The following is a 26,546-nucleotide window of genomic DNA, read 5'->3' as shown; positions in this document are numbered from 1 at the left end:
TGGCCAAACACGCCTTGTATTCTCTGAGAAACCCCGCCGAATCTCCGTAGTTGTGGGCAAGTTCGTTCATCAGCTCATTTGTTCAGCCGCCGCAATCAGCGTGCCGAATTAAACCCCAGAAGTAGTGTTAGTCTGTTTGCAGTATCTTATCGGCGTAGTCGACCCGAAAAATCATTGAACGCCGGAACGTGATAGAGACACAATTTGTACTGAGCACCAGCATCCGCGCGAGCGCAGCGAGCGCGGTTCACTGAATCGAGGCCGGAGGCCGAGATTCAGCCTTTTTCGCCCACGTTTTTCGAGGAGCGGTGGCCGAGCAGAGCGAGGCCACCCGACGATGAAAAAGGTGGTCCAAAAGGAACTTATCCCCGTGGATTGAGGGTCGAATTATGGACGCAGTGGTTCTCGCCGGCGGATACGCGACTCGCCTGTGGCCCGTCACGAAACACAGGCCGAAGATGCTTCTCCCGGTGGGGGAGACGACGGTGATCGACCGTATCCTGACCGAACTGGAGGGTGACGACCGCATCGAGGACGTCTACGTCAGCACGAACGAGCGGTTCGCGGCGGACTTCGAGGCCCACGTCGAGGAACAGGGCTACGAGAAGCCGCGACTCTCGATCGAGGAGACCACGGAAGAAGACGAGAAGTTCGGCGTCGTCGGCGCGCTGGGCCAACTCGTCGACCGCGAGGGGATCGACGACGACCTGCTCGTCATCGCCGGGGACAACCTCATGGGCTTCGACGTGAGCGACTTCCTCGATTACTTCACCGAGAAGGGGACGCCGACGCTGGCGGCCTACGACGTGGGGACCCGCGAGAAGGCAAAATCCTACGGGCTGGTCGAACTGGACGGCGAGCGCGTCGTCGACTTCCAGGAGAAACCCGAGGAACCCAACAGCACGCTGGTCTCGATCGCCTGCTACGCGTTCCCCGAAGAATCGATTCGCTTCTCGGAGTACCTGGACGGCGACAACAACCCCGACGAGCCTGGGTGGTTCATCCAGTGGCTCCAGTCCCGCGAGGACGTTCACGCCTTCACCTTCGACGACGCCTGGTACGACATCGGGACGCCCGAGAGCTACCTCGAAGCCGTCGCCTGGGAACTCGACGGCGGCAGCCTCATCGCCGAGAGCGCGACCGTCGAGGGCTCGGATATCGGCGAGAACGTCCACGTCCTCCCCGACGCGAAAGTCGTCGACTCGACCGTCGAGGAGTCGGTCATCTTCTCGGATACGACCGTCGAGGACTGCGAGATCCGCGAGACCATCATCGACAAGGACACCCACGTCGCGAACCTCGCGCTCGCTGGCGCGCTCATCGGCGCGCACACTCAGATCACGAACGGGACGTAACCGGCCGAGGCGGCTATTCTAACCAGGCGTCGCTGATCTCGATGTGGCCGCGCGTCCCCTCCCAGACGGTGTCGTAGTCTAGCCGGATCGGCCGGTCCATGTGGGGGCCGTCGGTCACACAGCCACCTTTTTCATCGTCACCAGAAGCCTCCGGCTTCTGGTTGGCTCACGAGAGCGAAGCTCTCGTGAACGTTGGGTCGCGGCGACGCCGCGACCACGCCTCGAAAAAGCTGGACCAAAAACGGGCCGGGACCTCACTTCGTTCGGTCCCGGTGAACCGGTTCGTTCCCGTTGGTCACTCACCGGATGCCTGCGCCAACCATGCGTCCGAGATCTCGATGTACCCCCGCGTTCCCTCCCAGACAGTGTCGTACTCTAGCCGGATCGGCCGGTCCATGTGGGGGCCGTCGGTTACGAGCGTCTCGAACTCGCCCCCTTCGCCGAGGATGTGGACCCCGTACTCGTCGTTGAGCGCTTCGAGGTCGGCGAGGGCCTCGGCGTCGAGCGTCCGGCCGAGCCAGGACTCGTCCAGTCCGTGGGCGGCCACCTGGATGATCCGGATCTCGAAGCCGGCGTCGAGCATCGCGTCGGCCAACTCGCGCGGGTCTTCCTGCCAGAGCGGCGCGAACAACTCGGCGTCGAGTCGGTCACACATCGCCTCGATGCGAGAGGTCTGGTACTCGCTCTCGACCGCACCGGCGGTCACGCCCGCGATGCCGCCGTCAAGTTCCGTGGCCAGGTCGCCGAGCGCGGCCTCTAGGGGTTCGAGTTCCGTATCGCCCTGTTGACTCGAATCAGTCGCCTCGGCGGCCGCGAAGTCGTCGGGTTCGACGTCGACCAGCGGAATTCCGACGCTTTCGGCCGCCAGACTTGCGAGGTCCGTCGCCGGCACGTGGTACATGTACGAGTCACCCTCCGGGTGGACGGTCACGAGTCGCTCGACGGGCAGGCCCCGTTCGAGCGCCCGGTACAGCGCCCACGCGGAGTCTTTGCCGCCGGAGAAAAGCGAGACCCACGCGCCGGTTGTCATGATGCGAGGTAGCGGCCGATAGCCTAAATCGACACCGATCCGGTACCGGGGTCGTCCGAGCGTTTATACGAGAGAATGGGACCAGGCCCAGCTACGATGACGAGTCAACTCCACCGGATCGGCGTCGGACTCCGCGCCCTGGCGAAGACGGGCCCCGTCGTCGTTCGGCGACCGACGGTTCTCGTGTATCCGCTCTTGCTGACGCTGTCGGTTACCCTGTTGATCGTGGTACTCGCGGCCCCGATTCTACTGATAGACGGCCAACTGCGCTGGGTCGTCTGGATACTGTGCGTGCTGACGTACTTCCTCGGTGGCGGCGTCGTGTGTGCCTGGCTCTTCGGGGCGATGTTCTACGAGATCGACGGCGTCTTCCGCGGAGATAGCAGCCATCCCTTCGCCGGCCTCCGCGTTGTGTGGCGCAAGCGACGGCTCCTCACCGCGCTCGGACTCGTCCTCGGGTCGGCCGGTGTCGTCATCTGGTTTGCCAGACCGCTGCTCGAACGATTGCTCGGGGAGACGCCGGTGACGGTGCTTTCGGCGCTTCAGGGAAGCGGCAATCTGTTCGCCATTCTCATCGTGACCGTTGCGGACTGTTCGATCAGGGAGTCCGTCGAGTCGGCCGCCGACGCCGTCTCGGCGACGAGCGTCGAGTCCGTCGCCACTTCGGCGGCCATTCGGGGGATTTCGACGATCTGTCTGGTTTCGGGGGCGGCGTTCGGCATCGGTGCAACGCTGACCGGCTACCAGGTGGCACCGCTGGGCTTTTTCACCCCGTTCGTCGGCTTCCTCCTCGTCCCCGTCCTCACGGTTTTCTGCTGCTGTCTCCTCGAAGGGGTAGCTCGAACGGCGGTCTACCGCCACGCACTGGACGGGAACGCGGGGAACGCGGGAATCACGTCGGACCGAATGCTCCGAACCTCACAGGGCGAGTCCGGGAAGTAGTACGCCTGCTCACTGTCGTTCGGCGACGTCGTCCTCGATCTCCTCTTCGACTCCCTCCTCGATGTCGGGGCCGCTGACGTAGGCCGCGACGCGGACCCCGGTAAGACTGACGAGGATGCCGGTGAAGATAAACAGCGCCAGGCGAACGCGGGGCTCCAGGCTGAGTCCCTCGAAAACGACCGGCCCGAGGTCCATCGGGCGGACGGTGAACGGCTCGAACACGTTGGCGAGTTCGAGGAAGTACGCGGAGAACCCGCGGACGACGAGGCCGACCGCGACCGCGCCGAAGGGGAGGTTGACGTAGGCACCTCGAACTCGCTCCTCGCGGATGATCTCGTCGAGCAGTCGGCCGGTACTGGCTGCGAGCGCCGCCGCCGTCAGCCAGGGGATGCTGTCGAACGCGAATCGCATCCCGAGAATGAAGGGCGGTTGCCCACCGGTCGATGAGACGCCGATCGCGCCGGCGAACACGCCGATGAGTGCCAGGCCGCTGGCGACCACATAGGTGACCAGCGAGACCTGGCCCGAGTAAAACGCGTCTCGGATGTCGCCGGGGAGCCTGGCCAGGAAGGTGTCGATACCCAGCCCCTTGTAGAGGAAAAACGCGCCGATGACGGTGGCGATGGCTGCAGTCGCGACGTCGGTGTCCGCGAGCAAGAGCAAGGCGGGGAAGGCCAGCAGGGCGATGCCGACCGGGACCAACACGGTTTTGCGGAGTTCCTCGTCGGCCAGGAACTGCTTGAGCAGGTAGTACGTCGACTCGATGTCCCGTGCCTGGCGGACGACGACACGGTCGACGGCGTCGACTTTGATGCGACTCTCGACGATCGGGACCAGCCGCTCGTCCTCGGCGCTGTCGACGACGACGATGGCCGACTCCGGCTCGTACTCGGCCACGAGCTCGTCGGTCTGTCTGGCGACGGCGCGGTCGCTGGTGACGGAATCGCCGCGCGCGGAGATGACCGCGACGACGGCCTCCTCGTTTTCGTCGCGGAGGTCGCGGGCGATCCGAAGCGTTTCGAGCATACAGTTGACGCGGCTGTCCTCCGGGTCCGCCACGCCAGCGTCGGTCACCAGCGACTGGACTGCCTCCCAGCCGACGACCGGAGGGTCGACCCCGAGGTGTTCGCTCCGGTCGAGACACACCACCAACGTTGTCACTATCGGGGCTTCGTGTCCCAACCAATAAAAAAGGTCGTAGCCGTTCAACCGGGTCTCGCCCGAGCCGAACGGTTCACCGGAGTCGGAAATCGAAGCCGTCGGTCCCCTCGACGGTCCCGGCCACGCCGGCCCCGAGGGCGTAGGCCACGGCCTGTGCACCACCGCGAAGTCGATCGCGCAGCCCGCCCACCGGCTCGAACTCCTCGACGCTGACCGTCTCGCCGAGTTCGTCTTCGAGCCGCTGCTCGATATCCCGGCGCGTCCCGAGTTCGTCGACCAGCCCGATCTCGGCCGCCTCCCCGCCGAGGTAGATGCGCGCCTCGGTGTCCCGGATGGTTTCGGCGTCCAGTCCGCGTCCCTCGGCGACGGTGTCGACGAACGAGTCGTAGTAGTCGTCGACGATTCCCTGGAGGTAGGCCCGCTCGTCCTCGTCTAACTCCTTCAGCGGGACGCCGGCGTCCTTGTACTCGCCCGCGGTGAACTGCTCGTAGTCGACGCCCAGCCGATCGGCCAGGTCGCTGACGTTCACGCGCGACCCGATGACGCCGATAGAGCCGACGATGCTTCCCTCGCGTGCCCACAGTTCGTCACAGCCGCTGGCGATGTCGTAGCCGCCGCTGGCACAGACGTCCGTCGCGTACGCGATCGTGGGGCCGTCGAAGCGCTCGGCGGCCAGCCGGATGTCCTCGCTCGGTACGATCTCGCCGCCGGGCGTGTTGAGCTTCACCACGAGCGCGTCCACGTTCCCGTCGTCGTCCGCTCGCTCCAGTTGGTCGACGATGTCGTCGGCGTCGGCACCGGTCGGCGTGGAGACGACGCCGCCGCCCGCCGAGCGGGTGATCGGCCCCTCGACTGCGACTTCGGCGACGTTGTACCCCGGGACGACCGACTCGGCGAGGCTCCCGCCGACGCGCACCGCCAGCGGCACCGCCGAGATGAAGAGGACGATTCCAAACAGGTGTGTCAGGTCGGTCGGCAGCCTGACGAACAGTACCCAGGCGACGAGTGCGACGGCGGCGGCACTCCCGAGCGCGACGACACCTCGAACGAGCGACTGCACCGTTCCCTGTCCACGAAGAGCCATGTACGCGACTCCGAACCGAGCGCTGAAAAAACCGTACACTGCGGACGACACTCCGCGCGCCGAGAGGTGCGAAAACCGCAACTCGCGTCGGGGCGAATCAGCTAGATAGAATTAGAGCAGTCCGGTCTTCTGGAGCTTCATCAGGTCCTCGGTGTCGAGGGTTTCGCCTTCCTTGAACTTCTGGTAGATCTCCTCGGCTTCCTCGCGAGCTTCTTCCTGCTTTTCCTCGCGCTGGGAGCGCTCCTCTTCCTCTTCTTTCTTGTCGAGTTCGCGCAGGCGCTTCTGGACGCGGACGAAGTCCTCGTGGTGCTGGTCGGCCGCTTCCTGGGCCTCGACGAACTGCTCGTGCATCTCGTCGGCCTCGTCGCGGATGTCGTCGGCCTCGCGATAGGCCTCGATCATCTCGTTGTGGTGTTTCTGGGCCTCGTCGGCGAGCTCGGTCACCTTCTGGTGGTGCTGGGACGCTTCGGAGCGGATCTCTTCTGCCTCCTCCTTGATCCCCTCGACGTCGTCAGTCTGATCGAGCTTCTCCGTCTTCTCCTGGAGCTCCTCGCGTTTGTTCTCGATCTTCTCGATGAGCTCGCGTTCCTCTTCCGGGTTGAGGACCTCCGTCTGCTGTTTGAACTCCAGGTCCTCGATCTCCTCTTTGAGCTTCTCGATGGACGCACCCTCGTCCAGTTCGAGGTCCGATTTCTTCTCCTCGACCTCGTCGAACAGCTCGTTGGCCTCGGCGTTGAGCTCGTTGCGCTTCTCCTTGTGCTCCTGAACCTGGGAGTTGAGCTCGTCGCGCTTCTCGCGGTGTTCCTGGGCCTCGTCGACCTTCTCGCGGGTCTTGGCGTTCAGGTCGTCCCGGTTGGACGCGCGCTCGGAGGCGAGCTGGTTCAGCTCGTTCCGTCGGTCCCGGAGCTGCCCGGCGAGCTTGATGAGCTCGCCCTTTGATTTGTTCTCGATGTCGTCGTCTGTCACTTCGATGTTTTTCGAATCGTCTATTGACTCTGCCATTGTTGATACCTCGATGCCATTACCGCACCGGCGATCGACAGCATACGCTCTGTGAGTGTGGCTGGCGCCTGATAAGGAAGATTCCCTGTCATCTATGGGCGTCGCACGATACTGCCTGAACGCCGGCGGCGTTCTGGTACTCCCTAGTACCGTCGTAGATGATTTAAATATTCCGGTCGCTGAGGAGCGTGTAATCCGCTACCAAACGCAACACAGGGCCACGTGACGCTGTCGCACAGTTCTGGAACGGCGACGACGTCCTTATATAAGATAGTCGTTACCGACCGCTCGGGTTTCGACCATCTCTCCCTCGTCGTTTTCCTCGTAGAGCGCCACCATCAGCGAGAGCCCGTCGGCGTCGTCGGGAATCGTGAGCGTTCCCAGGGTGTCCCGGTCGAAGGCGGGGATCGCCATTTCGGTGTCGCCCTCCATATCGCCCGCGACCCACTTGACGATCCCCTCGACTTCTTCGGGGGTGTCGTTGATCACGGTGAGTTCGGTCGTCGCGCCGGGCGTCGGGTCCGAGAGGAACGCCTGGACCGGTTCGAAACTGTCCGTCAGCGACTGATAGGCGTCCTTTTCGGTGCCGTTGCGTTCGAGGACGCCCATCCCGGCGTCGCCGGTGTCTCTGAGCGCGAAGGCGGTGAACAGATCGCTGTCTCGCAGTCGGAGCGTCTCGGCGACCTGCGAGACGACTTTCGCCTGGTACCGCTGGGAGGCGTGCGGGTCGTCCTCGTCGGCGACGTGAGCGGCGTGTTTCGCTTCGTCGAACCCCGATGGGTCGGTCACGTCGCCCAGTCCCACCGCACCCGCACCGAACTCGGCGACGACGTCCCCGACGTCGTAGTGGTCGAGGACCCACTCGGTGCTGTCGGCGGTCCCGTAGTCCCAGCCGGGATAGACGGCGGCCGCGTCGGGGTCGATGCCGACGGGGCCGACCACGGGGAACACCGGCCGGTCGTCGGGCAACCGCTCGGCGAGCGATTCGGCGGGTCCGTGGTCGTAGTCCGCGCGCCAGGTCCGCCACCGCATGCGCAGGCGGTCCATGTACCCGGAGCCGAGCACGTCCGGAAAGAGGTCGACGGGGTCGTCGTGGACGCCGAAGGCCGCCAGCGACGGGTGGTTGTCGTAGGTCCAGATCAGGTTGTTCACCACGTCCTCCCCGCGGCTGACGCTGAACTCGCCCGGACCGGTCAGCGGCAGGTCCTGCCAGACGAGCAGGCCGGCTTCGTCGGCCGCCTCGTAGACGGCCTGGGGTGGCGCGTGGGCGTGGAGTCGAACGATGGTCGCGTTCGCGTCGGCGGCGAGTTTGATATCGGCGGGCGTCGCCGCCTGGACGGTGAACCCGCGACCCGAGACCGGTTCCCCGTTGACCAGCAGGCCGTCCTCGTCGCGGTCGATCTCGCAGAGCCCGGTCGTCACGCTCGTCGTGAAATCGCCGAGCTTCGCCCGCACCGAGTACTGGTGTTGCGGGCCGTGGCCGCGGGGCCACCACAGCGACGGGTCGTGGACCTCGATGGTGTGCGTGACGACGGTCCGCTCGCCGGCGGCCGCCTGCACCTGTGCCCGGTCCATCATCCCCCGGCTCTGGAAGTCGCCCTCGGGGCGCAGGGAGAAGGTCAGTCGGTCGTCCAGCGGTTCGCCCGCTTCGACGACGGCTCGTACGTCGATGGCAGCGTCGTCACCGTCCACGCGCGGGCGCACGTCCAGGTTCGAGATGAACGTCTCGGGATACGTCTCCAGGGATACGTCCCACCAGATGCCCGGAATAGCTTCTTCGCTCGGTACGGCGTCCGTGTCGTGGATGCCGCCGAAGCGGTCCTGTGGCCGGCGACACTCGACGACCAGTTCGTTGGTTTCGGCCGGCTCGAAGGAGTGGCGGAACGGCCGAAAGTAGGCGTCGTGCGTGCCGACGAGGTCGTCGTTCAGCCAGATTCGCGCGTGGGCGTACAGCCCGCGGAGCTCCAGGACGGCCCGTCCCGACCCCTCCGAACGGGGGTCTTCGAATTCGGTCCGGTAGGCGACGGCGTCAGCGTCTTGAAACACCGTCGGTCGCCCGGGCACGTCCACCGGCGTCCACATCTCCGGATCGGGTTTGCCGTCGTCCGACTCGACCGACGCGCCAGTCCACTGACCCTGCATATGTATGCAGGCGCGTCCGCCTGGGTCATATCCTTTACGCGACTATCGACCCCACCGGGACGAGCCGACGACGCACCGGTTTACGACCCGAACCGACCTGTCAGGCCGCGTAGGGCCGCGACGGGGTCGTACCGCGACCAGTGGAGTTCGACGCTCCCCCAGCACAGCCCGGCCACGACGAGGAGGAACGCGAACACCAGATCGCTGAACCCGACCCAGGCCGGCGCGACGTACAGCAGACCGTTGGCGACGCGACTCGGCACGACGTCTTTCAACCAGACCCACGCCGACGCGAACCGTCCCCGGTCGGGGCTGGTGACGAGTTCCTCGCCGCCTTCGACGACTGTCCGTCCCTGGAGCCGCGCCATGCTCTCGCCGCCGCTGCTCTCGTCGCCCGTTCCCAGCCGCTCGACGTCGTAGGGCATCCCGATCCGCAATTCCCGGACGATGGACCCGTTCGGCGCGATCTCGACAACCCGATTGCTGTTGGTGTCCGTCACGAGCGTGTTCCCGTTCGGGAGCCGGTCGGCGTCCCGGGGCCACTGCATCTCGGTGTCCTGGTAGCGCCACGACCGCTCCCAGGCCCCGTCCCGCCGCTGATACTCGACGAGGCGGTTGTTCTGCGAGTCGGCGACCACGAGCGCTGGGCCGCCCCGCTCGGCCGGGATGTAGTCCGGGTTGTGCTGTTCGTCGATGATCCCGGGATCGTCCTGTTCCCCCAGCGTCCAGTCGGACTGGACGCCCTCGCCGGGGTCGACGAACAGGACCTCGTTCATGTTGCGGATGCTCACGAGAACGCGACCGTCGTCCAGCAGTTCCACGTCGTTCAGGTGCGTCCAGTCGTCCCCGGGGTCCCCGCTCCCGTCGTAGTGTCCCGACGCTTCCCAGCGCCAGGTGACTTTGTCGGTCCGCGTGTCGACGGCGAACACCTCGTCGGCGGCGATGTCGGCGACCAGGAGGTGCGTGTCGTTGACCCGATCGACGTCGTGCCAGCGCGTGGCCTCGATGCTCGGCGTCACCTCGGCGTAGACGACGCGTTCGGTGTCGGCCGTCAGGTTCGCCCGGACGACGACGTTGCGCGTACACGATGAGGCTTCTTCGGGGCAGTCGTCGCTCCGGTGGGCTGCCGCGACGTACTCGACGGTGTGACTCTCGTTCGCTACCGGGTCCACGTCGAAGTACGCGTCGTAGGTGGTATCGCGGTAGAGCGCCGTTCCGTTCCCCGAGAGCGCGACGAGCTGTGGGAACGCGTCGGGCGTGTAGTAGCCCTGTGTCGTCACGAGCGTGATCGGTCCCAGCTCTCCCGACCCGTTATGGCTCGTTTCGAGCCGGCGCACGTCGGGTTCCGGGCTTCCCCCGCCGACCAGCGTCGAGGCCACGCCGGCCAGCGACGACGGCTCGTCGACCGTGTTCCGGTCCGACTCGGCCGCCGTCGCGAAGCTCCACCCGATGGCCCCCGCCGCCACCAGGAGTATCGCCAGGAACCCGACCCGAACCGCGTACCGGGACCGACGGTTCATACGTCCACGTGGACAGGTCACGGCAATGTAAGTTGTGACCTCGCTGTCGGGTAGTTTCTAGTCGAATACCGACTACTTTCACTTTCACCGCGCGGACGGCTCGCTTTCATACCGCTGTCGTTCCTCTCTTCGGGTATGTTCGAGGAACTGACCTGCACCTGTGGCGGCTGTGAGCGCGAACTCGCCGAGGAGTCCCTGCGACTCGTCTACCGGACGGCGGGCGGGGAGCGTCGGGCCTACGAGTGCGCCTGCGGAGCCGTCACGGTCACCGTCGCGGCTTGAGGCCGACGAAGCGACCCGCTGAAGTGCGGGCGTCGGGAACGGCCGGTATGGAAGAAGTAGTTCGGGCCCACGGGCACGAGCACGTGTCGGCCGACCACGCCAGTACCTTCGAGTTCACGAGCGACGACTACCTGACGCCGGCGGGCGACTGCATTCTCGCGGTCGAGGCCGACCGCGTCCCCGCGGATTTCGACCCCGAGTTCGTCGCGGCCTGCCAGGACGCCGAGGCGACGATCGCCGCGACCATCGAGGCCGGCGGCTACGCCGAAACCATCACTGGGCGCGGCAATCCCGACCTCTCCTTCGAGAACGAGCGCAGCATCGTCGGGCGGACCAGTGATTACGTCGACGACCGGACCGTGATGGTCGAGGCGGACGCGGCCGCGGGTGACCTGGACCGGGACCTCGTCGCTGCACTGGCCGACGGGGCCGAGGCGACGCTGACGCTCCGCGTCGAGTAAAATCGGGGTCTGCTAATCCGCGGAGACACCTCAGTGAGAAATCGTTTTCAAGCAGTAGTTTCTCGCCACCGATATGGCTCAACAGCCGACACAAGGACAGCAGGGGGCACCGGGCACACAGACGACGCGGGTGCAGCGACCGTTCACGCCGGAGGTCGTCGGCAAACTCGCCGCCGCGGCCGCACTGGTGGTGTTCGTCGGGGAGGTCATCCTCAACGTCATTATCGACGCCCTTCGTGAGAACGTCAGCGCCGACCTCGGGTCGGTACTGGAATCACAGCTGACCGGCCTCCCCTACGACGGCTTCCTGTTCGCGGCTGTTCTGTGGATCGCACTGGCACAGGGCGACGAGGACTCGCTCGTCAAAGGGAGTGCACTGGCGTACGTCGGCAGTCTCGCTAGTGACATCCTCGGCATCATCATCTTCGACTTCGAGGCGGACCTCGTCACGTTCGTCTCGCCGCTGTACGCGGCGTTTACGGTCCTCGGTATCGGCATGGTGATCCGGCTCTACCACGGGAAGACGCTGCTTCCCTGGGTCGACGTCCGAATCTAACCACACGATACTTTTCCGCCGGGCGACAACCCCGACGCATGGCAGACGACCCTGAGCCGGCACGGAACATCAGTGGTGGGACGGACGGCGGTGGGGTTGCCGAAACCTTCGAACCAGGCGAGGCAGCGACGCGGGCCGAGGCCGTCGTCGACCGTCTCGGCGACCGCTACTGGCAGAAAACGTACGGTGGCCGGGACGGCTTCGAGTGTCTCGTCCGAACCATCCTCAGCCAGAACACCAGCGACAAGGCCAGCCAGCCCGCCCACGACGCGCTGATGGAGCGGTTTGGTTCCGACGGGGCCGATCTCGCCGAAACGCTGGCCGACGCCGACCAGCAGCGACTGGCCGAGACGATCCAGCCCGCCGGCCTCTACAACCAGAAGTCCGAGACGATCGTTCGACTGTCCGAGCGGATTTGCGAGGAGTACGGCGGGGAAACGGAGTTCGATGAGTTCGTCAGAACCGGCGACCCGGCCGAGGTACGCGAGGCGCTGCTGGACATGAAGGGCGTGGGCCCGAAGACGGCCGACTGCGTCCTGCTATTCGCCGGCGGTCGCGGGGGCGTCTTCCCGGTCGATACGCACGTCCATCGCATCGCCCGCCGGCTCGGGCTGGCTCCGGCCGACGCCGACCACGAGGGCGTCCGCGAGCACATCGAGGGTGACGTGCCGGCCGAGAAGTGCGGCTTCGGCCACACGGCGATGATCCAGTTCGGACGAGAGTACTGCAAAGCCCGGAAACCGGCCTGTCTGGACGACCCCGAGGCCTGTCCGATGGCGGACCTCTGTGAGCAGGTGGGCGTGTACCCGGACAGCGGTGAGATCGAAGACCCTGCGGACGCCGTGAGCGCGAGCGGCGACTGAACCTCCCGCCGGCGTCAGTTATCGTGTCCCCACCGCCGACCCTCCTCGTCGTACCGAGCATCCAGAATCCGGTCGAACTGGTCGTCACTCAGTTCGATGTCCACGGCACCGACGTTCTCGTCTAGCTGGTCGACGGTTCGTGCGCCCGTGATCGGCACGCAGGTGAACTCGTCCTGTTCGATGAGCCAGCGGAGCGCGACCTGTGCGGGCGTCGCGTCGAGTTCGCCGGCCACCTCCCGGATCGCGTCGAGGACGTGCCAGCCTCGCGCCGAGACGTAGAAGTCGTCGAACCGATCCGAGAGGGATGCCCGCGAGTCGTCGGGCGCTTTCACGGTGTATGGGTCGTCCTCGACGCGTTCGTACTTTCCAGTGAGGAAGCCGCCGGCCAGCGGCGAGTACGGACAGACCGCCAGGTCCTGGTCGGCACACACGTCGAGGTACTCCTTCACGTCGTCGCGATACGCGGCGTGAAAGAGCGGCTGGGTCACCTCGAACCGTTCGAGGCCGTTGACGTCCGATTTCCAGAGGGCTTTGGTCAGTTGCCAGGCCGCCATCGTCGACGCACCGAGGTAGTGGACTTTCCCCTCGCGGACGAGGTCGGTGAGGGTTCGGAGCGTCTCCTCGATTCGCGACTGGTCGTCCCAGCGGTGGATGTAGTAGATGTCCAGGTAGTCAGTGCCGAGGCGGTCGAGCGTCCCCTCCACCTGGCGACGGATGTGCTTGCGGCCGAGGCCGCTGTCGTTCGGGCCGGGATCGCCCCAGCCGTCGAACGGGAAGTACACCTTCGAGGCGACGACGAAGTCCGACCGGTCGTGGTGGGCCAGCCAGTCGCCGATGTACTCCTCGCTCAGGCCGTTGGGCGACCCGTAGACGTTGGCCGTGTCGATGAAGTTGACGCCGCGGTCCCAGGCCGCGTCGAGCAGGTCGTGGGCCTCGTCTTTCCCGGTCTCGACGACGCCGCCGGTCTCGCGGCCGAACCGCCACGTCCCGAAACTGAGCTGTGACACCTTCGTCCCGGTGGAGCCGAGTCTGACGTACTCCATGCAGTTGCCAACGCCTGCGACCGCGAAAAGACTACGGCCGCTCCGTCAGTGACCGCCCGAAACGAGGTGGAGTCCCGCGATGCCGACGACGATGAGCAGGATGAAGCTCAGTCGGGCCGCGGAGGTCGGTTCGTCGAACAGGACGATGCCTAGCGTGGCGGTCCCGACGGCACCGATGCCCGTCCAGACGGCGTAGGCGGTCCCGATGGGGAGCGTCTCCACCGCCCGCGCCAGCAAGACGAGGCTGATGACCATCGCGATCCCCGTGGCCACGGTGGGCATCGGCTTCGAGAACCCCTGTGAGTACTGGAGGCCGATGGCCCACGCGATCTCGAACAGTCCCGCGACGAACAGCACGAGCCACGACATTTCAGCAGAATTACCGGGTCGGTGCGGCTATAGCTTCCGTTTCTCGCCGACCGGACTCAGAGGAAGCGGAAGGTTTCGAGGTTCTTGGGCGCGAACGTCCGCATGTTGTACTCGTGGTACAGCGCCGAGGAGAGGTCCTGCGTGGACTGCTCGTCGCCGTGGACGCAGAGCACCTTCTCGGGTCGCGGGTTCATCGTCTTCACGAAGTTCTCCAGGCCCTGCCGGTCTGCGTGCCCGGAGAACCCGTCGACGGTCTCGACGTCGCAGTTCAGTTGCAGCGTGTCGCCGCGACCGCGGCCGCCCGAGTTACCCACGGGAATCTCGTCCCAGCCGTTCTGGATGCGTCGACCGAGCGTCCCCTGGGCCTGGTAGCCGACGAACACCATCGTGGTTTCGGGATCCGGGCCGACGTGTTCGAGCCAGGACATGATGGGGCCGCCGGTGACCATCCCCGACGTCGAGAGGATGATGGCGGGGCCGCCGTCGGCGACCTCCTGGCGTTCCTCCTCGCCGCCGTCGATGTGGTTGAACTCCTCGGCGAGGAACGGGTTCTCGTCCTCGTGGAAGATGCGGTCCCGGAGATCGTCGCGGAGGTACTCCGGATACGTCGTGTGGATGGCCGTCGCCTCCCAGATCATCCCGTCCAGGTGGACCGGCATCTCCGGGATCTTCCCCTCGCGCATCGCCTCCTCCAGAACGAGCATGATCTCCTGGGAGCGACCGACCGCGAACGCGGGGATGAGGACCTTCCCGCCCTTGTCGTGGGTCTCGTTGATGACCTCGACGAGGTCCCGTTCCGAATCTTCCTGATCGGTCTGGTAGTCGTTGCGGCCGCCGTAGGTCGATTCGAGGACGAGCGTCTCGACGCGTGGGAACTCGTTGACAGCGCCGTTGAACAGTCGCGTGTCCTCGTAGTGGATGTCCCCCGAAAAGGCGACGTTGTAGAGGCCGTCGCCGACGTGGAAGTGGGCGATCGAGGATCCCAGGATGTGGCCCGCGTTGTGCAGCGTGAGTTTGATGTCCGGCGCGATGTCGGTCACGTCGCCGTACTCCAGCGGGATGCAGTGTTTGATGGCCTCGCGGACCATCTCGGACTCGTAGGGCGGGGCGCGCCCTTCCTTCGCGGCCACGTCGAGGTAGTCCAGCGTGAGCAGCCCCATCAGGTCACGGGTCGGTTCCGTACAGTAGATGGGGCCGTCGTACCCGTACTTGAACAGAAGTGGGATCAGCGCGGAGTGGTCCAGGTGGGCGTGGGTCAGGACGACGGCGTCGATCGATCCCGCGCCCGAACCCAGCGCCTCGGGGACCTGGAGGTACGGCACTTCCCCTTCGGCTCCGGGTTTGTCGCCGCAGTCGACGAGGACGCGCGTCTCCGGCGTCGAGATGATGAAGGCTGCTCGCCCGACTTCGCGGCAACAGCCCAGGGTGGTGATGCGAACCCACTCGTCGTCGGACATCTCCTCGCGGTGGATCTGGCGACCGATGCGCTCTAAGATGTCCCGGCGGTCGTCGCGCTCCTGTTTCAGGAAGTTCCGGACGTTCGAGACCGTCGACGACTCGATGGGCGGCGTCCGGACGACTTCGGGCGTCCAGCCGACTTTCTGTGTGATATCACGAAGAGTCGAGCCGTGTTGGCCGATGACCACCCCCGGCTTCTCGGCCTCGATCACGACTTCGCCGGTGTCGGCGTGGAAGTCCAGATCCGTCACGCCCGCCTCCTCGGGAATGACGTCCATGATCTGTTCTCTGGCCCGGTCGGGGACCGAGAGCACGTCGGGGTCCGGCCGAACGGTGATCCGCTTGCGGAGTTGGCTGGCCAACTTCCGGATCAGGTCGCCGTTCTGGGCGAACTTCTTCGGATCGCGCGTGTACACGACCAACTCCGGTCCCTCGTACTGCACGTCCGAAATAGTGATGTCGTGGGGGACCTCGTCTTTGATCTTTGCTTTCAAATCCGCTAACTGAGTTTCTACCTTGCTCATAGCTCAACAGTGGTGGAAAAAACGGACCTGCGCCCGAGCGGCGGCGCGCAGGCAGTCTGCTGTAGGCGTCATGATGGTTCCGATGGTGCCGATTGCTACACCGTGAAGTCACGGTCCGGACACTAGCTGATGAATCCGGAAAACCGGCCTGTAGTCGGTCTTACAGCCTCGCCATTATAAAACCCTTCGCAAAACAGTAGGTATCTCGGTACGAGCGTCGGGTATGGAACTCACGCCTGCCGCCGTCGCGACCGAACACGAGTGGGTCCGTAAGCGCGCGCCGACCGTCGTTCCGATCGTCAATAAGACCCGTGCCGAACTCGCCGACCAGTTCGGGACTGCCGTCGACGAGATAACCAGGGATCAGTACCACGACGCCGTCGACGCCGTCTTCGCGGACGGCGACCTGGCGGTCAACGTCGCGGCGCTCGTCGCGCTGTTGCGCGACCTCGATGTCGAGGGGGACTATCCCGGATTCGTCGTCGACGAACTTCTCGGGCGGGAACTGGCCGGCATGATCGCCGGCGGGCAACCCCTCCGGACGCTCGGCGAAGCGACCTTTCACTACGCCGATGTGATCACCCACGGCGACCCTGGGGACGCTGCCGGCGCGGACGACCTCGATGCGGCTCTGGCCGCCGGCTTCCAGACGAGGCTCCCAGGGTGGAACTGGACTGAAACCGAGAGCCCGTTTCGGAGCAGGCGCTGATCCGGTTTGCTGTAGCTGTTTCCCGCTACGACCGCCCGCAGTCGGGCGGTCGATGCGGAAACCTTCTACAGCATTCCGTATGAGCCGTTCCAAAACAGGTATTTGTCTCTCGCCGACAGGATGCACCGATGCGCGAACGGCCGGTCGTCAGGCTCGCTCTGATCGGATTGCTACTCGCCGTCTGCGGGGTCCAACTCGCGGACTACGCGACTCACGAGGACGAAAAGCGAGTCTACCCGACGGGCACCGAACTCGACGACGACTTCGAGCGGTACCACGGTGAGCGCGTCGACGTCTGGCTCACCGTCGACCGTCGGACCGAGGACGGCTTCAGGGCGACCAACGGCTGGGCCGTCACCGCCGAGTCGCTCCCGAGCGCGCTCGACCCCGGCGACGAGGTACAGGTCTACGGCACCGCTCGACCCGGCCCGGCCGTCGACGCCGAGCGCGTCGTCGTGACCGACGCCCGTAACCGAACGTACATGCTCGCCGCCTCGGCGCTGGCCCTCCTGCTGGTCGGAGGGTACTCGCTCAGACACTGGCAACCCGAACCCATGTCCGGCTATTTCCGTCCACGGAACCAACATCCTGGGGAGGGGGACGGATGACGGATCTGTTGACCCACGTGCTCGCGGCCTACGTGTTCGGGACGATCGCGACCCGGCGGGTCGGATGGCTCGACGCGCGTCACGTCCCGATGGCGATGGTCGGGAGCGTGCTCCCGGACGCTGCCAAGGTGTACCTGCTCACGGGGTCGCTCCGGGCGACGATAGCCGGCCTCGAGATCTCCTGGCTCGCGCTACAGACGGTCGGCGTCGCGGTGACGCTCGCCGTCACCGGTTCCTTGCTCGTGCCGCCAGTCGAGCGCCGGGCGGTTCTCGCCGCCCTCGTCGGCGGTGTCTTGCTCCACGTCGGCCTCGACTTGCAGGTGGTTCGGGCGGGCGGCTACGCGCCACCCTACCTGTATCCGTTCTCCTGGGTCCAGTTGCCCTCGACGGATCTGTATCTGAGCTCCGATATCTGGCCGGCCGTCGTCGCCGGGTCGGTCGCCGTTCTCGTCTGGACGACGGGACGATATCGGTCGACGCAGTCGGCGAGCGAGGAGACTGTACGGTAGTCGACTGTGATCGATAGAACAGTGAGCGGCGAGCGCGTGTGCGGTGCCACCCCAGCGGACCCCACCCCCGGAGTCCGGTTCGGTGAATCCCCCCGGAGACACCGAGTGACGGTATCGGACCGCAATTCTCGTGGTACCCCCGATGGCCCACTGCCATCGGGCTACCTGTACAAACAGGTACGTCGGGGGAGTAATCACTGCCGGATATAGAGGGGGATTTATATCATTATCGTACACGAAGGTTCGAGCCCTCGACTGCGCGGTCGTCAGCGGTACGTCGCTTCGAGATAGTTCAACAGGGACGCCACGCGTTCGGGATCGTACGTCCAGAACCCGCTGTACGTTCCCTGGCCGGTCTCTTTGGCGAGCAGTGCACAGGCCTGAGTTGGATGGTCGTCCCGGTCCAGGTCGGCGTCCACCAGCGACTCGGGGCCGCCGTCGAAGGCGACGAACCAGAACCGTCCGATCTCGTCGTTCCGGACGACGTGCATTCGAACGCCCGGGATCGTCGCCGTGTCCCAGTCGCCGTCGAAGTAGACGTGCACGTCGAGGCCGCGGTCGGCCAGGCGCTGGTACGGCGACCGCTGGGCTTCGAGCGCCGCCGGCCGCTGAAACCCCGCGTACAGCCGCCCTGAACCGACGCGCCAGGCGCGGTCCTCGAACTCACGGCTCGCAGCGAGCAACTGTCGGCGCGTCGTTCCGTGAAAGAGCGTCTCGTCGAAGTGGTCGAGGAACGTCGTCAGCGCCGGGTCTCTCTCGGCGTCGGAACCAGGGATTGTTCGGGTCGGCTCGAAGAACCCGGAGAGCACGTCACTGTCGACGCCGGCCAGGAAGTCGGTACCCTGCCGAACGGTGACGAACCCGGCGTGGCTTCCTTCGGGAAGCCGGTTGAATCGGAGCTCGACGTTCCAGTCGCGGAACCGGTCCGGGATCTCCGGGTCGGGATCGTCGCTGTAGACGGTCACCGTTCGCCGCTGTGCCCCCATCTCGGCGAGGAAATCCTCGAGGGACACGGTCAGTCGGATTTTTCCGAGAGGAATTCGGTCGGCTGTCTCCGGTCCGCCGCGAGGTTCTGGTCGCCCTCGAAGGCAGCGTCGAGACAGCGTTCGACCCAGGGCGGGAGGTCCAGCAATCGAACCACGTCGATCGACGGGTCGTACTCGACGAGATTCGCGTGTTCGAGACGCGGCAGATGGACGTGGTGGAGTGCAGTCTGCATCCGCACCCAGTCGTCTTTCGTGACAGTACCTCGATCACGGTCCGTCGCAGCCCATCCCGTCAGTACGTCGACGAGTTCCTGCTGTGTCGCCGTGTCGTGTTCCCGGAGGTAGTAGAGCAACCGTCGACGCTCCCGCTTAGCGAGCGTCTCCATCAGCGTATCCAACTGCCCGATTCCCTGTGACCCACCCTGAGACATGCTACCAGTTCTCGCCTCCATTGGCTTAGGTATTGTTGCGCCGTGCGTTCGACTTGTTGGGTTCGGTTACTGTCGCCACGGGGGCGTCCTCGGACCGTCCTCCGGACGACACGGCGGCTTTAATACGCCCGTCCCGGACAGTTCCGGTATGAGCGACGAGCAGGAACTCGGTATCACCGAAAGCAAGGAACACGCGACGGGAGAGTGGTACGCCGAAGTCATTCAGAAGGCGGAACTCGCGGATTACGCGCCGATGGGTGGGTTCATCGTCACGCGACCCCGAGGATATGCGCTCTGGGAGAACCTCCAGTCTCATCTCGACTCCTGGTTCAAGGACACCGGCGTCACCAACGCCTACTTCCCGATGTTCATCCCCGAGAGCTACCTCGAAAAGGAGAAAGACATCGTCGAGGGGTTCGACCCCGAGGTGGCGTGGGTCACCAAGGGCGGCTACGACGAACTCGAAGAACCCCTCGCCGTCCGACCGACCAGCGAGAGCATCATCACGCCCTTCCTCGCGCAGTGGACGCGCAGCCACCGCGACCTGCCCCACCGCGTGAACCAGTGGTGTTCGGTCGTCCGCTGGGAGGCCACCGAGACCAAGCCCTTCTTCCGAACCAAGGAGTTCCTCTGGCAGGAGGGCCACACGGCCCACGAAGACGAGGACGGTGCCTGGGACGAGACGATGACCCGCCTCGATCAGTACGAGAAACTCTACGAGGACGTGCTCGCGATTCCGGTGCTGAAGGGTCGGAAACCCGAACACGACAAGTTCCCGGGCGCACACACCACGGCGACGGTCGAGGCGCTGATGCCCGACGGCAAATCGGTCCAGGGCGGCACCTCCCACTATCTCGGTACCTCCTTCGCGGAGGCCTACGACGTGACCTACGTCGACGAGGACGAGGACGAGCAGACTGCACACACCACTTCCTGGGGGCTGTCCTGGCGTGCGCTCGGTGCGCTCGTGATGACCCACTCCGACGATCAGGGGCTCGTCGTCCCGCCCGCGCTCGCGCCCACGCAGGTCGTTATCGTCCCCATCTGGCAGGAAGACACCAAAGAGGACGTACTCGAGTACGCCGAGGACCTGGCGCTCGAACTGGACGACCAGTTCCGCGTCGACCTCGACGACCGCGACGAGCGCAACCCCGGGTTCAAATTCAACGAGTGGGAACTCAAGGGCGTCCCGCTCCGGATCGAGGTCGGGCCCAACGAAGTCGAAGACGACGAGATCACGCTCAACCACCGACCGGACGGGGAGTCCGAAACCGTCGATCGGGAGGGCCTGGTCGAAACCGTCGACGACCACCTCGACACCGTCTTCGCGAAACTCAAGGCCAGCGCCGAGGAGAACTTAGAAGAGAGCGTCCGCGAAGCCGGAAGCCGCGAGGAGATCCTGGGCACGCTCGGCCAGCACAAAGGCTACGTGAAAGCGCCGTGGTGCGGCGACGAAGAGTGCGAGGAACCCATCAAGGACGCGATGGCCGCCGAGATCGTCATGGTGCCGCTCGACCGCGACGCCGAACCGATCGGTGACGAGTGTGCGATCTGCGGGGACGACGCCGAGGAGACGGCGTACTTCGCGAAGTCGTACTGACTGCCCTCACGATTCCGCTTGGCTCTTAGTTCTCGATCGCAGTGACGTTCCCCGCGAGCGTGGTGTCTCCGATGTCGAGACGGAGTCGTTGGCCGATTCGAAGGGGTCGGTCCTGTTCGACGAACCCACGGGTCGTCTTCCGCTCACCGGTGAAGTTCAGCCCATGTGCGGTCCGAGTCGTGTTGAGTTCCACTCGCAGCGTGGCCGTTTTCAGCCGCGGATGCTCGCGGACGCGCAACTGCCCGTTCCGGTCCGGGACGAAGACCGTGGTCGGTTCGACGGTCTTCGAGTGGACTGCCACGACCTCCTGGCCACCGACGGAGCCGTTCGGAACTGCCTCGGCAACGTACGGTTCGAGTTGCTGAGCCTCGATCGTGACGACTGTGGTTGTGTTCTCGGTCTCGTTGGTCTGTGGCTCGGCACCACCAGCGACCAGCGCCCAGCCTGCCGCGACCATGGCGACCACGACCAGCACGACGAGCAGATCGACGATATTCACGAGTCCGAACAACCGTCCGTCCTCGTCGATGAGAGCGACCATGTATAAGACGTGTCCGGTAGATTTCAGCCCTGGGTAAAGAGCGTATCCCTCGATACGTCACTTCCCGGACTCTTCGGGGACCACGTCGATATCCACTAACGTACACGGTTGTTTGTGAGTATGTCTCAGTATTCTACGGCATGCGGTTATATGCCCTTATTTGCGTTTAACAGACCCGTAGGCCTTCAGGGTCAACCTCTTATTCGTCCGGTTACAGGGGCAAGGTATGGTTGGGCAACGCACTACTGATGAGTCTGCGAGTGACGCCGGGCTCGCAGACCCGACTGATGAACGGTCGAACTGCGGCGTCGGCGTGGTAATGGATCTCGATGGGGGAACCGACCACGACGTCGTCGCGGACGGCCTCGAATTGCTAGAGAACCTCGAACACCGCGGGACGACCGGGGCCGAATCGAACACCGGTGACGGTGCCGGGATCCTCTTCCAGATGCCCCACGACTTCTTCGCTTCGGAACTCGACGTCTCCCTCCCGTCCCAGGGCGAGTACGCCGTCGGCTCCTTTTTCCTCCCGAAAGACGACGAGGAAGCCGCCGAGGGGCTCAAGGACCTCGTCGAATCGGAACTCGAAGCCGAGGGGTTGGACGTGTTCCACTGGCGGACCGTACCGACGAACAACGACAGCCTCGGCGCGACCGCTGCCGAATCCGAACCGCGCGTCGAGCAGGCGTTCGTCGAGGCGAACGGTGAGGTTTCCGACGAGGAGTTCGACAAGCGCCTCTACGTCGGCCGACGCGTCGTCGAGAACACGGTCGAAGCCGAAGAACCCGCAGGTCACGAACGGTTCTACATCGTCTCGCTAGATCAGGACACCGTCGTCTACAAGGGTCTGCTGCTGGCGGAGCAACTCCCCGAGTACTACCCGGAACTGACCGACGAGCGGATGGCCTCGACGTTCGCGATGGTCCACGCGCGGTTCTCGACGAACACGCTCGGCGCGTGGCATCTCGCGCATCCGTACCGCAACATCATCCACAACGGCGAGTTCAACACCATCCAGGGCAACATCAACTGGATGCGCGCACGCGAGACGGACCTCGCGGACGAACGCTACGGCGACGACATCGAGAAGGTCAAGCCGATCATCGACGATCCCGAGCAGTCCGACACCGCAAGCGTCGACAACGGCCTCGAACTGCTCATGGAGACGGGTCGAGACCTCCCGCACGCGCTCCGGATGCTCATCCCCGAGGCCTGGCGCGGCGAGGCCAACATGGTCTCCCAGGAACGACGCGACTGGTACGACTACCACGCCTCGCTCGTCGAGCCGTGGGACGGCCCCGCCCTGGTCGCGGCCACCGACGGCGAACGCGTCGGTGCGGTCCTGGACCGCAACGGCCTGCGCCCCTGCCGGTACGACATACTGGAAAACGGCAGGCTCGTAATGTCCAGCGAGGCCGGCGCACTGGATCACGACCCGAGCGAACTCGAAAAACGCGGTCGTCTCCAGCCCGGACAGCTCTTCCTCGCGGACCCCGACGAGGGACGGGTCATCCCCGACGAGGAAGTGTTCCAGGGCCTGACCGACGAGAAGTACGCCGAGTGGGTCGCTCAGGAGCAGGTCGGACTCGAAGACATCGCCGACCACGACCCCGAACCGCGGAATCCGGTCGAGGAGTTGCGCACACAGCAGGCGCTGTATGGCTACACGTACGACGAGGTCGACCACCTCATCCAGCCCATGTCCGAGAAGGGGAAAGACCCTATCGGCTCCATGGGCGACGACACGCCGCTGTCGGTGCTCTCGCAGTTCAACCGGCCGCTGTTTACCTACTTCAAGCAGTTGTTCGCACAGGTCACGAACCCGCCACTGGACTACATCCGCGAGGAACTCGTGACGTCGCTGGAGTCTCGGCTCGGCTACCAGCGTAACCTGCTCGACGAGAGTCAGGACCACGCCCGCCAGCTCGTTCTCGACTCGCCGATCCTCACCGACGAGGAGACGGCGGCCATCAAAGACCTGGACGCGAACGGGATGTCGACGAAGACCATTGACATCACCTACGATCCCGAGGACGACCTCAGGGAAGCGGTCGAGCGAGTGCGAACGGAAGCCGACGAGGCCGCGACCGAACACGACATCATCGTCCTCTCGGACCGTGGGGCCGGCGAGGACGCGATTCCGATCCCCAGCCTGCTGGCGGTCGGCGGCGTTCACCACCACCTCGTCCGCAACGGACTGCGCAACCACGTCGGGCTCGTCCTCGAATCGGGCGACCCGCGTGCAGTCCACCACTTCGCGACGCTCATCGGTTACGGCGCGGGCGCGGTCAACCCCTACCTGGCCTACCAGACCATCGACGACCTCGTGGCCGGACCGGACGGCGCGAAACTCGACACGGCCATCGAGGCCTACATCGGTGCCGTCGAGGACGGGCTCCTGAAGACGATGGCCAAGATGGGCATCTCGACCACCGAGAGCTACCAGGGTGCCCAGATCTTCGAGGCAGTCGGGCTCTCCTCCGATTTCATCGCGGAGTACTTCGAGGGGACGACCTGCCGCACCGAGGGGGCCGACATCGAGGACATCGAGTCCGACCTCCGGAAGCGCTACGACGTGGCCTTCAGCGACGACCCGCAGATGGAGCGCCAGGGCGAGTACGAACACCGCTCGGACGGCATCAAACACGAGTGGAACCCCGAGACCGTCGGGACGCTCCAGCAGGCGGTCCGGACCGGCGACTACGAGAAGTACCAGGAGTTCGCCGAGATGCTCAACGACCAGTCCGAGGAACTCCACACGCTCCGTGGCCTGCTGGAGTTCGACGACGAGGACCGCGAGTCCATCCCCGTGGAGGACGTCGAGCCCATCTCGGACATCGTCGAACGGTTCGAGACGGCCGCGATGAGCCTCGGGTCGCTGTCGCCGGAGATGCACGAGAACAACGCCATCGCGATGAACCGCATCGGGGCCAACGCCAACACCGGCGAGGGTGGCGAACCCCCCGAACGGTTCGGCACCGAGAAGGAGTGTAAGACCAAGCAGGTCGCCTCCGGTCGCTTCGGCGTCACCTCCGATTACCTCTCGGCTGCCGAGGAAATCCAGATCAAGATGGCCCAGGGGTCAAAGCCCGGTGAGGGTGGCCACCTGCCCGGCAAGAAGGTCAACGAGATGATCGCACACGTCCGGTACGCGACGCCGGGCGTGGGCCTGATCTCGCCGCCACCGCTGCACGACATCTACTCCATCGAGGACCTGAAACAGCTGATCCACGACCTCAAGGCCGCCAATCCCGACGCTGACATCAACGTCAAACTGGTCGCCGAGGACGGCATCGGGACCATCGCCGCCGGTGTCGCGAAGGCCAACGCCGACGTGGTCCACATCTCGGGCCACTCCGGCGGGACCGGTGCCTCGCCGAAAACGTCCATCAAGAACGCGGGCCTGCCCTGGGAACTGGGGGTCGCCGAGGCCAACCAGATGCTCCGGGCGACGGGCCTGCGATCGCGAATCCGCGTGACGACCGACGGCGGGTTCAAGACCGGCCGCGACGTGGCGGTCGGCGCGCTGCTCGGTGCGGAGTCCTTCGCCTTCGGCACGGCGTCGATGGTCACCTCCGGCTGCGTGATGGCACGACAGTGCCACGAGAACACCTGTCCGGTCGGCGTCGCGACCCAGAACGAGAAGCTCCGCGACCGGTTCCCGGGCCAGCCCCAGCACGTCATCAACTACATGACGTTCGTCGGGCAGGAGCTCCGGGAGATCATGGCCGAACTCGGCTTCGAGACGGTCGACGAGATGATCGGTCGCGTCGACGCACTCAGCCAGCGCGACGACGTCGACCACCCGAAGGCCAAGAAGCTCGACCTCTCGTCGATCATCGCCGAGCCCGCGGGCGACGACGACCGCTACAAGACCCGCGAGCAGGACCACGAGGTCGACGAACAGCTTGACTGGGAGATCATCGACGAAGCCGAGGCCGCTATCGAGGGCGGCGAACCGGTCTCGCTGGACATGGACATCTCGAACGTCCACCGGGCAGTCGGGGCCACGCTCTCGAACGAGATCTCGAAGGAACACGGCACCCCCGGCCTCCCGGCCGACACCATCCGCGTCGACTTCGAGGGCACGGCCGGCCAGAGCTACGGTGCGTTCCTGCAAGATGGCGTCACCTTCGAGCTGACCGGCACGGCCAACGACTACGTCGGCAAGGGGCTCTCGGGCGGGAAACTCGTCGTCAACACGCCCGACGTCTCCTCGCTCGAACCCGAGGAGAACACCCTCATCGGGAACGTCGCCCTCTACGGCGCGACCCAGGGCGAACTGTACGTCAACGGCCAGGCTGGCGAGCGCTTCGCCGTCCGGAACTCCGGCGTGAAGGCGGTCGTCGAGTCGGTCGGCGACCACGGCTGTGAGTACATGACCGGCGGTGCAGTCGCCGTCCTCGGCGAGACCGGCAAGAACTTCGCGGCCGGGATGTCCGGCGGCGTCGCCTACGTCTTGGACCGCGAGGGCGACTTCGAGGCGAAAGTCAACCGCGGCATGGTCTCGACGTTCGACTCCCTGGACGACAAAGACCGACGGATGCTTCGACGCCTCGTCGAGAACCACGTCGCCTACACGGACAGCGACCGAGGCCAGTACGTCCTCGACAACTGGGACGAGGAACTCGACAACTTCGTGAAGGTCCTCCCCGACGCCTACGCGGAGATCATCGCCGAAAACGAGGAGGCGGACGTCCGGCAGAACCCGCCGGCCTCGGCGACGCCGTCCGCGGACGCGAGCGACGCCGTGACGGGCCAGGCCGACGACTGACCACCTTTTTCTTCGTCGGGTCGCCTACCGGCGACCTCTCCTCGAAAAACGTGGGCGAAAAAGGCTGAAGCCTCACTTCGTTCGGCTTCAGTGAACCGCTCGCTTCGCTCGCGGATGCTAATGGTCAGTAGAGTTCATGCAACCAGTGAAAACACCCTCGTCAGATCTGGCCACATCTGTAGCGTAAATCCGACTAACATGAAACAGATTCCCACTGTTCTAATTTTTGTTTTCCCCCGACGGATTGTACGGTCTAACTGGTATCTGATCTTTATGAAAAGTGGATCCTCAATCTGTCGAGTGTCATTTTCTCCTATGTGTGCCCGTACTTTGAGCAGTGCCCCCTTCCCCGTCGTAACAGTTCCAGCATATACATCGAGCTTGTGAACATCTCCGCTGAGCTGTTCTTCCTCATCGACTATCGAATTGATTTCTTCTTTCATCAACTCGAATCCGCAATGACTACGTTCTATTTCATCAGCCTCCAACTTCTCAAGTGCCCTGAGCAATCTCCCCGGCTTGTGAAGTTTTTCGATATAAACAATCCCTGGAGATGCAATGATAAACGCCCCTGAAATGTAGATAATCATCCCAAC

Annotated in this window: 24 protein-coding genes and 1 pseudogene; 11 read left to right on the top strand and 14 right to left on the bottom strand. The window is 64.9% G+C overall.

The genetic code is table 11. The features are described 5' to 3' along the window. The first annotated feature begins 389 nt into the window (after positions 1–389). Positions 390–1,355 carry a sugar phosphate nucleotidyltransferase gene (locus E2481_RS04400; protein ID WP_136715900.1) on the top strand — a complete coding sequence of 322 codons (966 nt, stop codon included), beginning with the start codon at positions 390–392 and terminating at the stop codon, positions 1,353–1,355. A 13-nt stretch (positions 1,356–1,368) separates the two neighbouring features. Here E2481_RS04400 and E2481_RS04395 read toward each other — a convergent pair. Beyond that, positions 1,369–1,473: pseudogene (locus E2481_RS04395) on the bottom strand (diphthine--ammonia ligase); the annotation flags it as partial. Positions 1,474–1,650: 177 nt separating this feature from the next. Beyond that, positions 1,651–2,385, bottom strand: coding sequence for a diphthine--ammonia ligase (locus E2481_RS04390; protein WP_136715899.1), 735 nt, complete (start codon positions 2,383–2,385; stop codon positions 1,651–1,653). Between the two features lie 96 nt (positions 2,386–2,481). Here E2481_RS04390 and E2481_RS04385 point away from each other — a divergent pair, with 96 nt between their 5' ends. Beyond that, a complete protein-coding gene (locus tag E2481_RS04385; protein WP_136715898.1) occupies positions 2,482–3,327 on the top strand; it encodes a hypothetical protein in 846 nt (281 codons plus the stop codon). A 9-nt stretch (positions 3,328–3,336) separates the two neighbouring features. On the opposite strand, the gene E2481_RS04380 is transcribed toward E2481_RS04385, so the two are convergent. The 5 genes from E2481_RS04380 to E2481_RS04360 all read right to left on the bottom strand — a co-directional run bounded on the left by E2481_RS04380 (position 3,337) and on the right by E2481_RS04360 (position 10,236). Next, positions 3,337–4,488 (bottom strand): DUF373 family protein, encoded by a 1,152-nt coding sequence (locus E2481_RS04380; RefSeq protein ID WP_136715897.1) that lies wholly within the window; start codon positions 4,486–4,488, stop codon positions 3,337–3,339. Positions 4,489–4,561: 73 nt separating this feature from the next. Further along, positions 4,562–5,572 (bottom strand): signal peptide peptidase SppA, encoded by a 1,011-nt coding sequence (gene sppA, locus E2481_RS04375; protein ID WP_136715896.1) that lies wholly within the window; start codon positions 5,570–5,572, stop codon positions 4,562–4,564. A 111-nt stretch (positions 5,573–5,683) separates the two neighbouring features. Then, positions 5,684–6,574, bottom strand: a complete 891-nt coding sequence (locus tag E2481_RS04370) for a coiled-coil protein (protein WP_136715895.1) — start codon at positions 6,572–6,574, stop codon at positions 5,684–5,686. A 261-nt stretch (positions 6,575–6,835) separates the two neighbouring features. Continuing rightward, on the bottom strand, positions 6,836–8,716 hold the full coding sequence (locus tag E2481_RS04365) for a hydrolase (RefSeq protein ID WP_136715894.1): 1,881 nt from the start codon (positions 8,714–8,716) through the stop codon (positions 6,836–6,838). A gap of 80 nt (positions 8,717–8,796) precedes the next feature. Then, positions 8,797–10,236 (bottom strand): arylsulfotransferase family protein, encoded by a 1,440-nt coding sequence (locus tag E2481_RS04360; RefSeq protein ID WP_136715893.1) that lies wholly within the window; start codon positions 10,234–10,236, stop codon positions 8,797–8,799. 135 nt (positions 10,237–10,371) lie between these two features. On the opposite strand from E2481_RS04360, the gene E2481_RS18565 reads away from it, so the two are divergent. The 4 genes from E2481_RS18565 (at position 10,372) to E2481_RS04345 (ending at position 12,398) form a co-directional block, all read left to right on the top strand. Continuing rightward, positions 10,372–10,518, top strand: coding sequence for a hypothetical protein (locus tag E2481_RS18565; protein WP_169302368.1), 147 nt, complete (start codon positions 10,372–10,374; stop codon positions 10,516–10,518). 47 nt (positions 10,519–10,565) lie between these two features. Beyond that, positions 10,566–10,979, top strand: coding sequence for a DUF371 domain-containing protein (locus E2481_RS04355; RefSeq protein WP_136715892.1), 414 nt, complete (start codon positions 10,566–10,568; stop codon positions 10,977–10,979). A 73-nt stretch (positions 10,980–11,052) separates the two neighbouring features. Beyond that, positions 11,053–11,535: a hypothetical protein gene (locus E2481_RS04350; RefSeq protein ID WP_136715891.1), complete on the top strand. Its 483-nt coding sequence runs from the start codon at positions 11,053–11,055 to the stop codon at positions 11,533–11,535. A gap of 38 nt (positions 11,536–11,573) precedes the next feature. Beyond that, complete coding sequence (locus E2481_RS04345) at positions 11,574–12,398, top strand: endonuclease III domain-containing protein (RefSeq protein ID WP_136715890.1); 825 nt, start codon at positions 11,574–11,576, stop codon at positions 12,396–12,398. A gap of 14 nt (positions 12,399–12,412) precedes the next feature. On the opposite strand, the gene E2481_RS04340 is transcribed toward E2481_RS04345, so the two are convergent. Genes E2481_RS04340 through E2481_RS04330 form a run of 3 tightly spaced genes read right to left on the bottom strand, consistent with a single transcriptional unit; the run spans position 12,413 to position 15,792 of the window. Beyond that, positions 12,413–13,441 carry an aldo/keto reductase gene (locus E2481_RS04340; protein ID WP_136715889.1) on the bottom strand — a complete coding sequence of 343 codons (1,029 nt, stop codon included), beginning with the start codon at positions 13,439–13,441 and terminating at the stop codon, positions 12,413–12,415. Between the two features lie 45 nt (positions 13,442–13,486). After that, a complete protein-coding gene (sugE, locus tag E2481_RS04335) occupies positions 13,487–13,810 on the bottom strand; it encodes a quaternary ammonium compound efflux SMR transporter SugE (protein ID WP_136715888.1) in 324 nt (107 codons plus the stop codon). 56 nt (positions 13,811–13,866) lie between these two features. Beyond that, a complete protein-coding gene (locus E2481_RS04330; RefSeq protein WP_136715887.1) occupies positions 13,867–15,792 on the bottom strand; it encodes a beta-CASP ribonuclease aCPSF1 in 1,926 nt (641 codons plus the stop codon). Between the two features lie 223 nt (positions 15,793–16,015). Between E2481_RS04330 and E2481_RS04325 the strand changes: the two genes are divergently transcribed. From E2481_RS04325 to E2481_RS04315, 3 genes are all read left to right on the top strand, one after another. Continuing rightward, positions 16,016–16,501: a hypothetical protein gene (locus E2481_RS04325; protein WP_136715886.1), complete on the top strand. Its 486-nt coding sequence runs from the start codon at positions 16,016–16,018 to the stop codon at positions 16,499–16,501. A 128-nt stretch (positions 16,502–16,629) separates the two neighbouring features. Continuing rightward, on the top strand, positions 16,630–17,109 hold the full coding sequence (locus tag E2481_RS04320; RefSeq protein WP_136715885.1) for a hypothetical protein: 480 nt from the start codon (positions 16,630–16,632) through the stop codon (positions 17,107–17,109). Continuing rightward, entirely contained in the window at positions 17,106–17,618 is a 513-nt protein-coding gene (locus E2481_RS04315) for a hypothetical protein (protein WP_250137719.1), read from the top strand. The genes E2481_RS04320 and E2481_RS04315 overlap by 4 nt, the downstream gene beginning before the upstream one ends. Before the next feature lie 266 nt (positions 17,619–17,884). Here E2481_RS04315 and E2481_RS04310 read toward each other — a convergent pair whose 3' ends face one another. Both E2481_RS04310 and E2481_RS04305 read right to left on the bottom strand, forming a co-directional pair. After that, complete coding sequence (locus E2481_RS04310) at positions 17,885–18,631, bottom strand: DICT sensory domain-containing protein (protein WP_250137718.1); 747 nt, start codon at positions 18,629–18,631, stop codon at positions 17,885–17,887. A gap of 2 nt (positions 18,632–18,633) precedes the next feature. After that, the gene (locus tag E2481_RS04305) at positions 18,634–19,035 is read right to left on the bottom strand and encodes a DUF7344 domain-containing protein (RefSeq protein ID WP_136715884.1); all 402 of its coding nucleotides are present in this window, start codon (positions 19,033–19,035) and stop codon (positions 18,634–18,636) included. Positions 19,036–19,183: 148 nt separating this feature from the next. On the opposite strand from E2481_RS04305, the gene proS reads away from it, so the two are divergent. After that, positions 19,184–20,635, top strand: a complete 1,452-nt coding sequence (gene proS, locus E2481_RS04300; protein ID WP_136715883.1) for a proline--tRNA ligase — start codon at positions 19,184–19,186, stop codon at positions 20,633–20,635. A gap of 25 nt (positions 20,636–20,660) precedes the next feature. On the opposite strand, the gene E2481_RS04295 is transcribed toward proS, so the two are convergent. Beyond that, the gene (locus E2481_RS04295) at positions 20,661–21,176 is read right to left on the bottom strand and encodes a DUF4330 family protein (RefSeq protein WP_136715882.1); all 516 of its coding nucleotides are present in this window, start codon (positions 21,174–21,176) and stop codon (positions 20,661–20,663) included. A gap of 226 nt (positions 21,177–21,402) precedes the next feature. Here E2481_RS04295 and gltB point away from each other — a divergent pair, with 226 nt between their 5' ends. After that, positions 21,403–25,950 (top strand): glutamate synthase large subunit, encoded by a 4,548-nt coding sequence (gene gltB / locus E2481_RS04290; protein ID WP_136715881.1) that lies wholly within the window; start codon positions 21,403–21,405, stop codon positions 25,948–25,950. Positions 25,951–26,084: 134 nt separating this feature from the next. Here gltB and E2481_RS04285 read toward each other — a convergent pair whose 3' ends face one another. Beyond that, complete coding sequence (locus E2481_RS04285; RefSeq protein ID WP_136715880.1) at positions 26,085–26,540, bottom strand: hypothetical protein; 456 nt, start codon at positions 26,538–26,540, stop codon at positions 26,085–26,087. Between the last annotated feature and the right edge of the window lie 6 nt (positions 26,541–26,546).

Source organism: Halorientalis salina (genome assembly GCF_005049285.1).
GTDB lineage: Archaea > Halobacteriota > Halobacteria > Halobacteriales > Haloarculaceae > Halorientalis > Halorientalis salina.
Note: the sequence above shows the minus strand (reverse complement) of the source record. Positions and strands in the feature narration are given on the sequence as shown.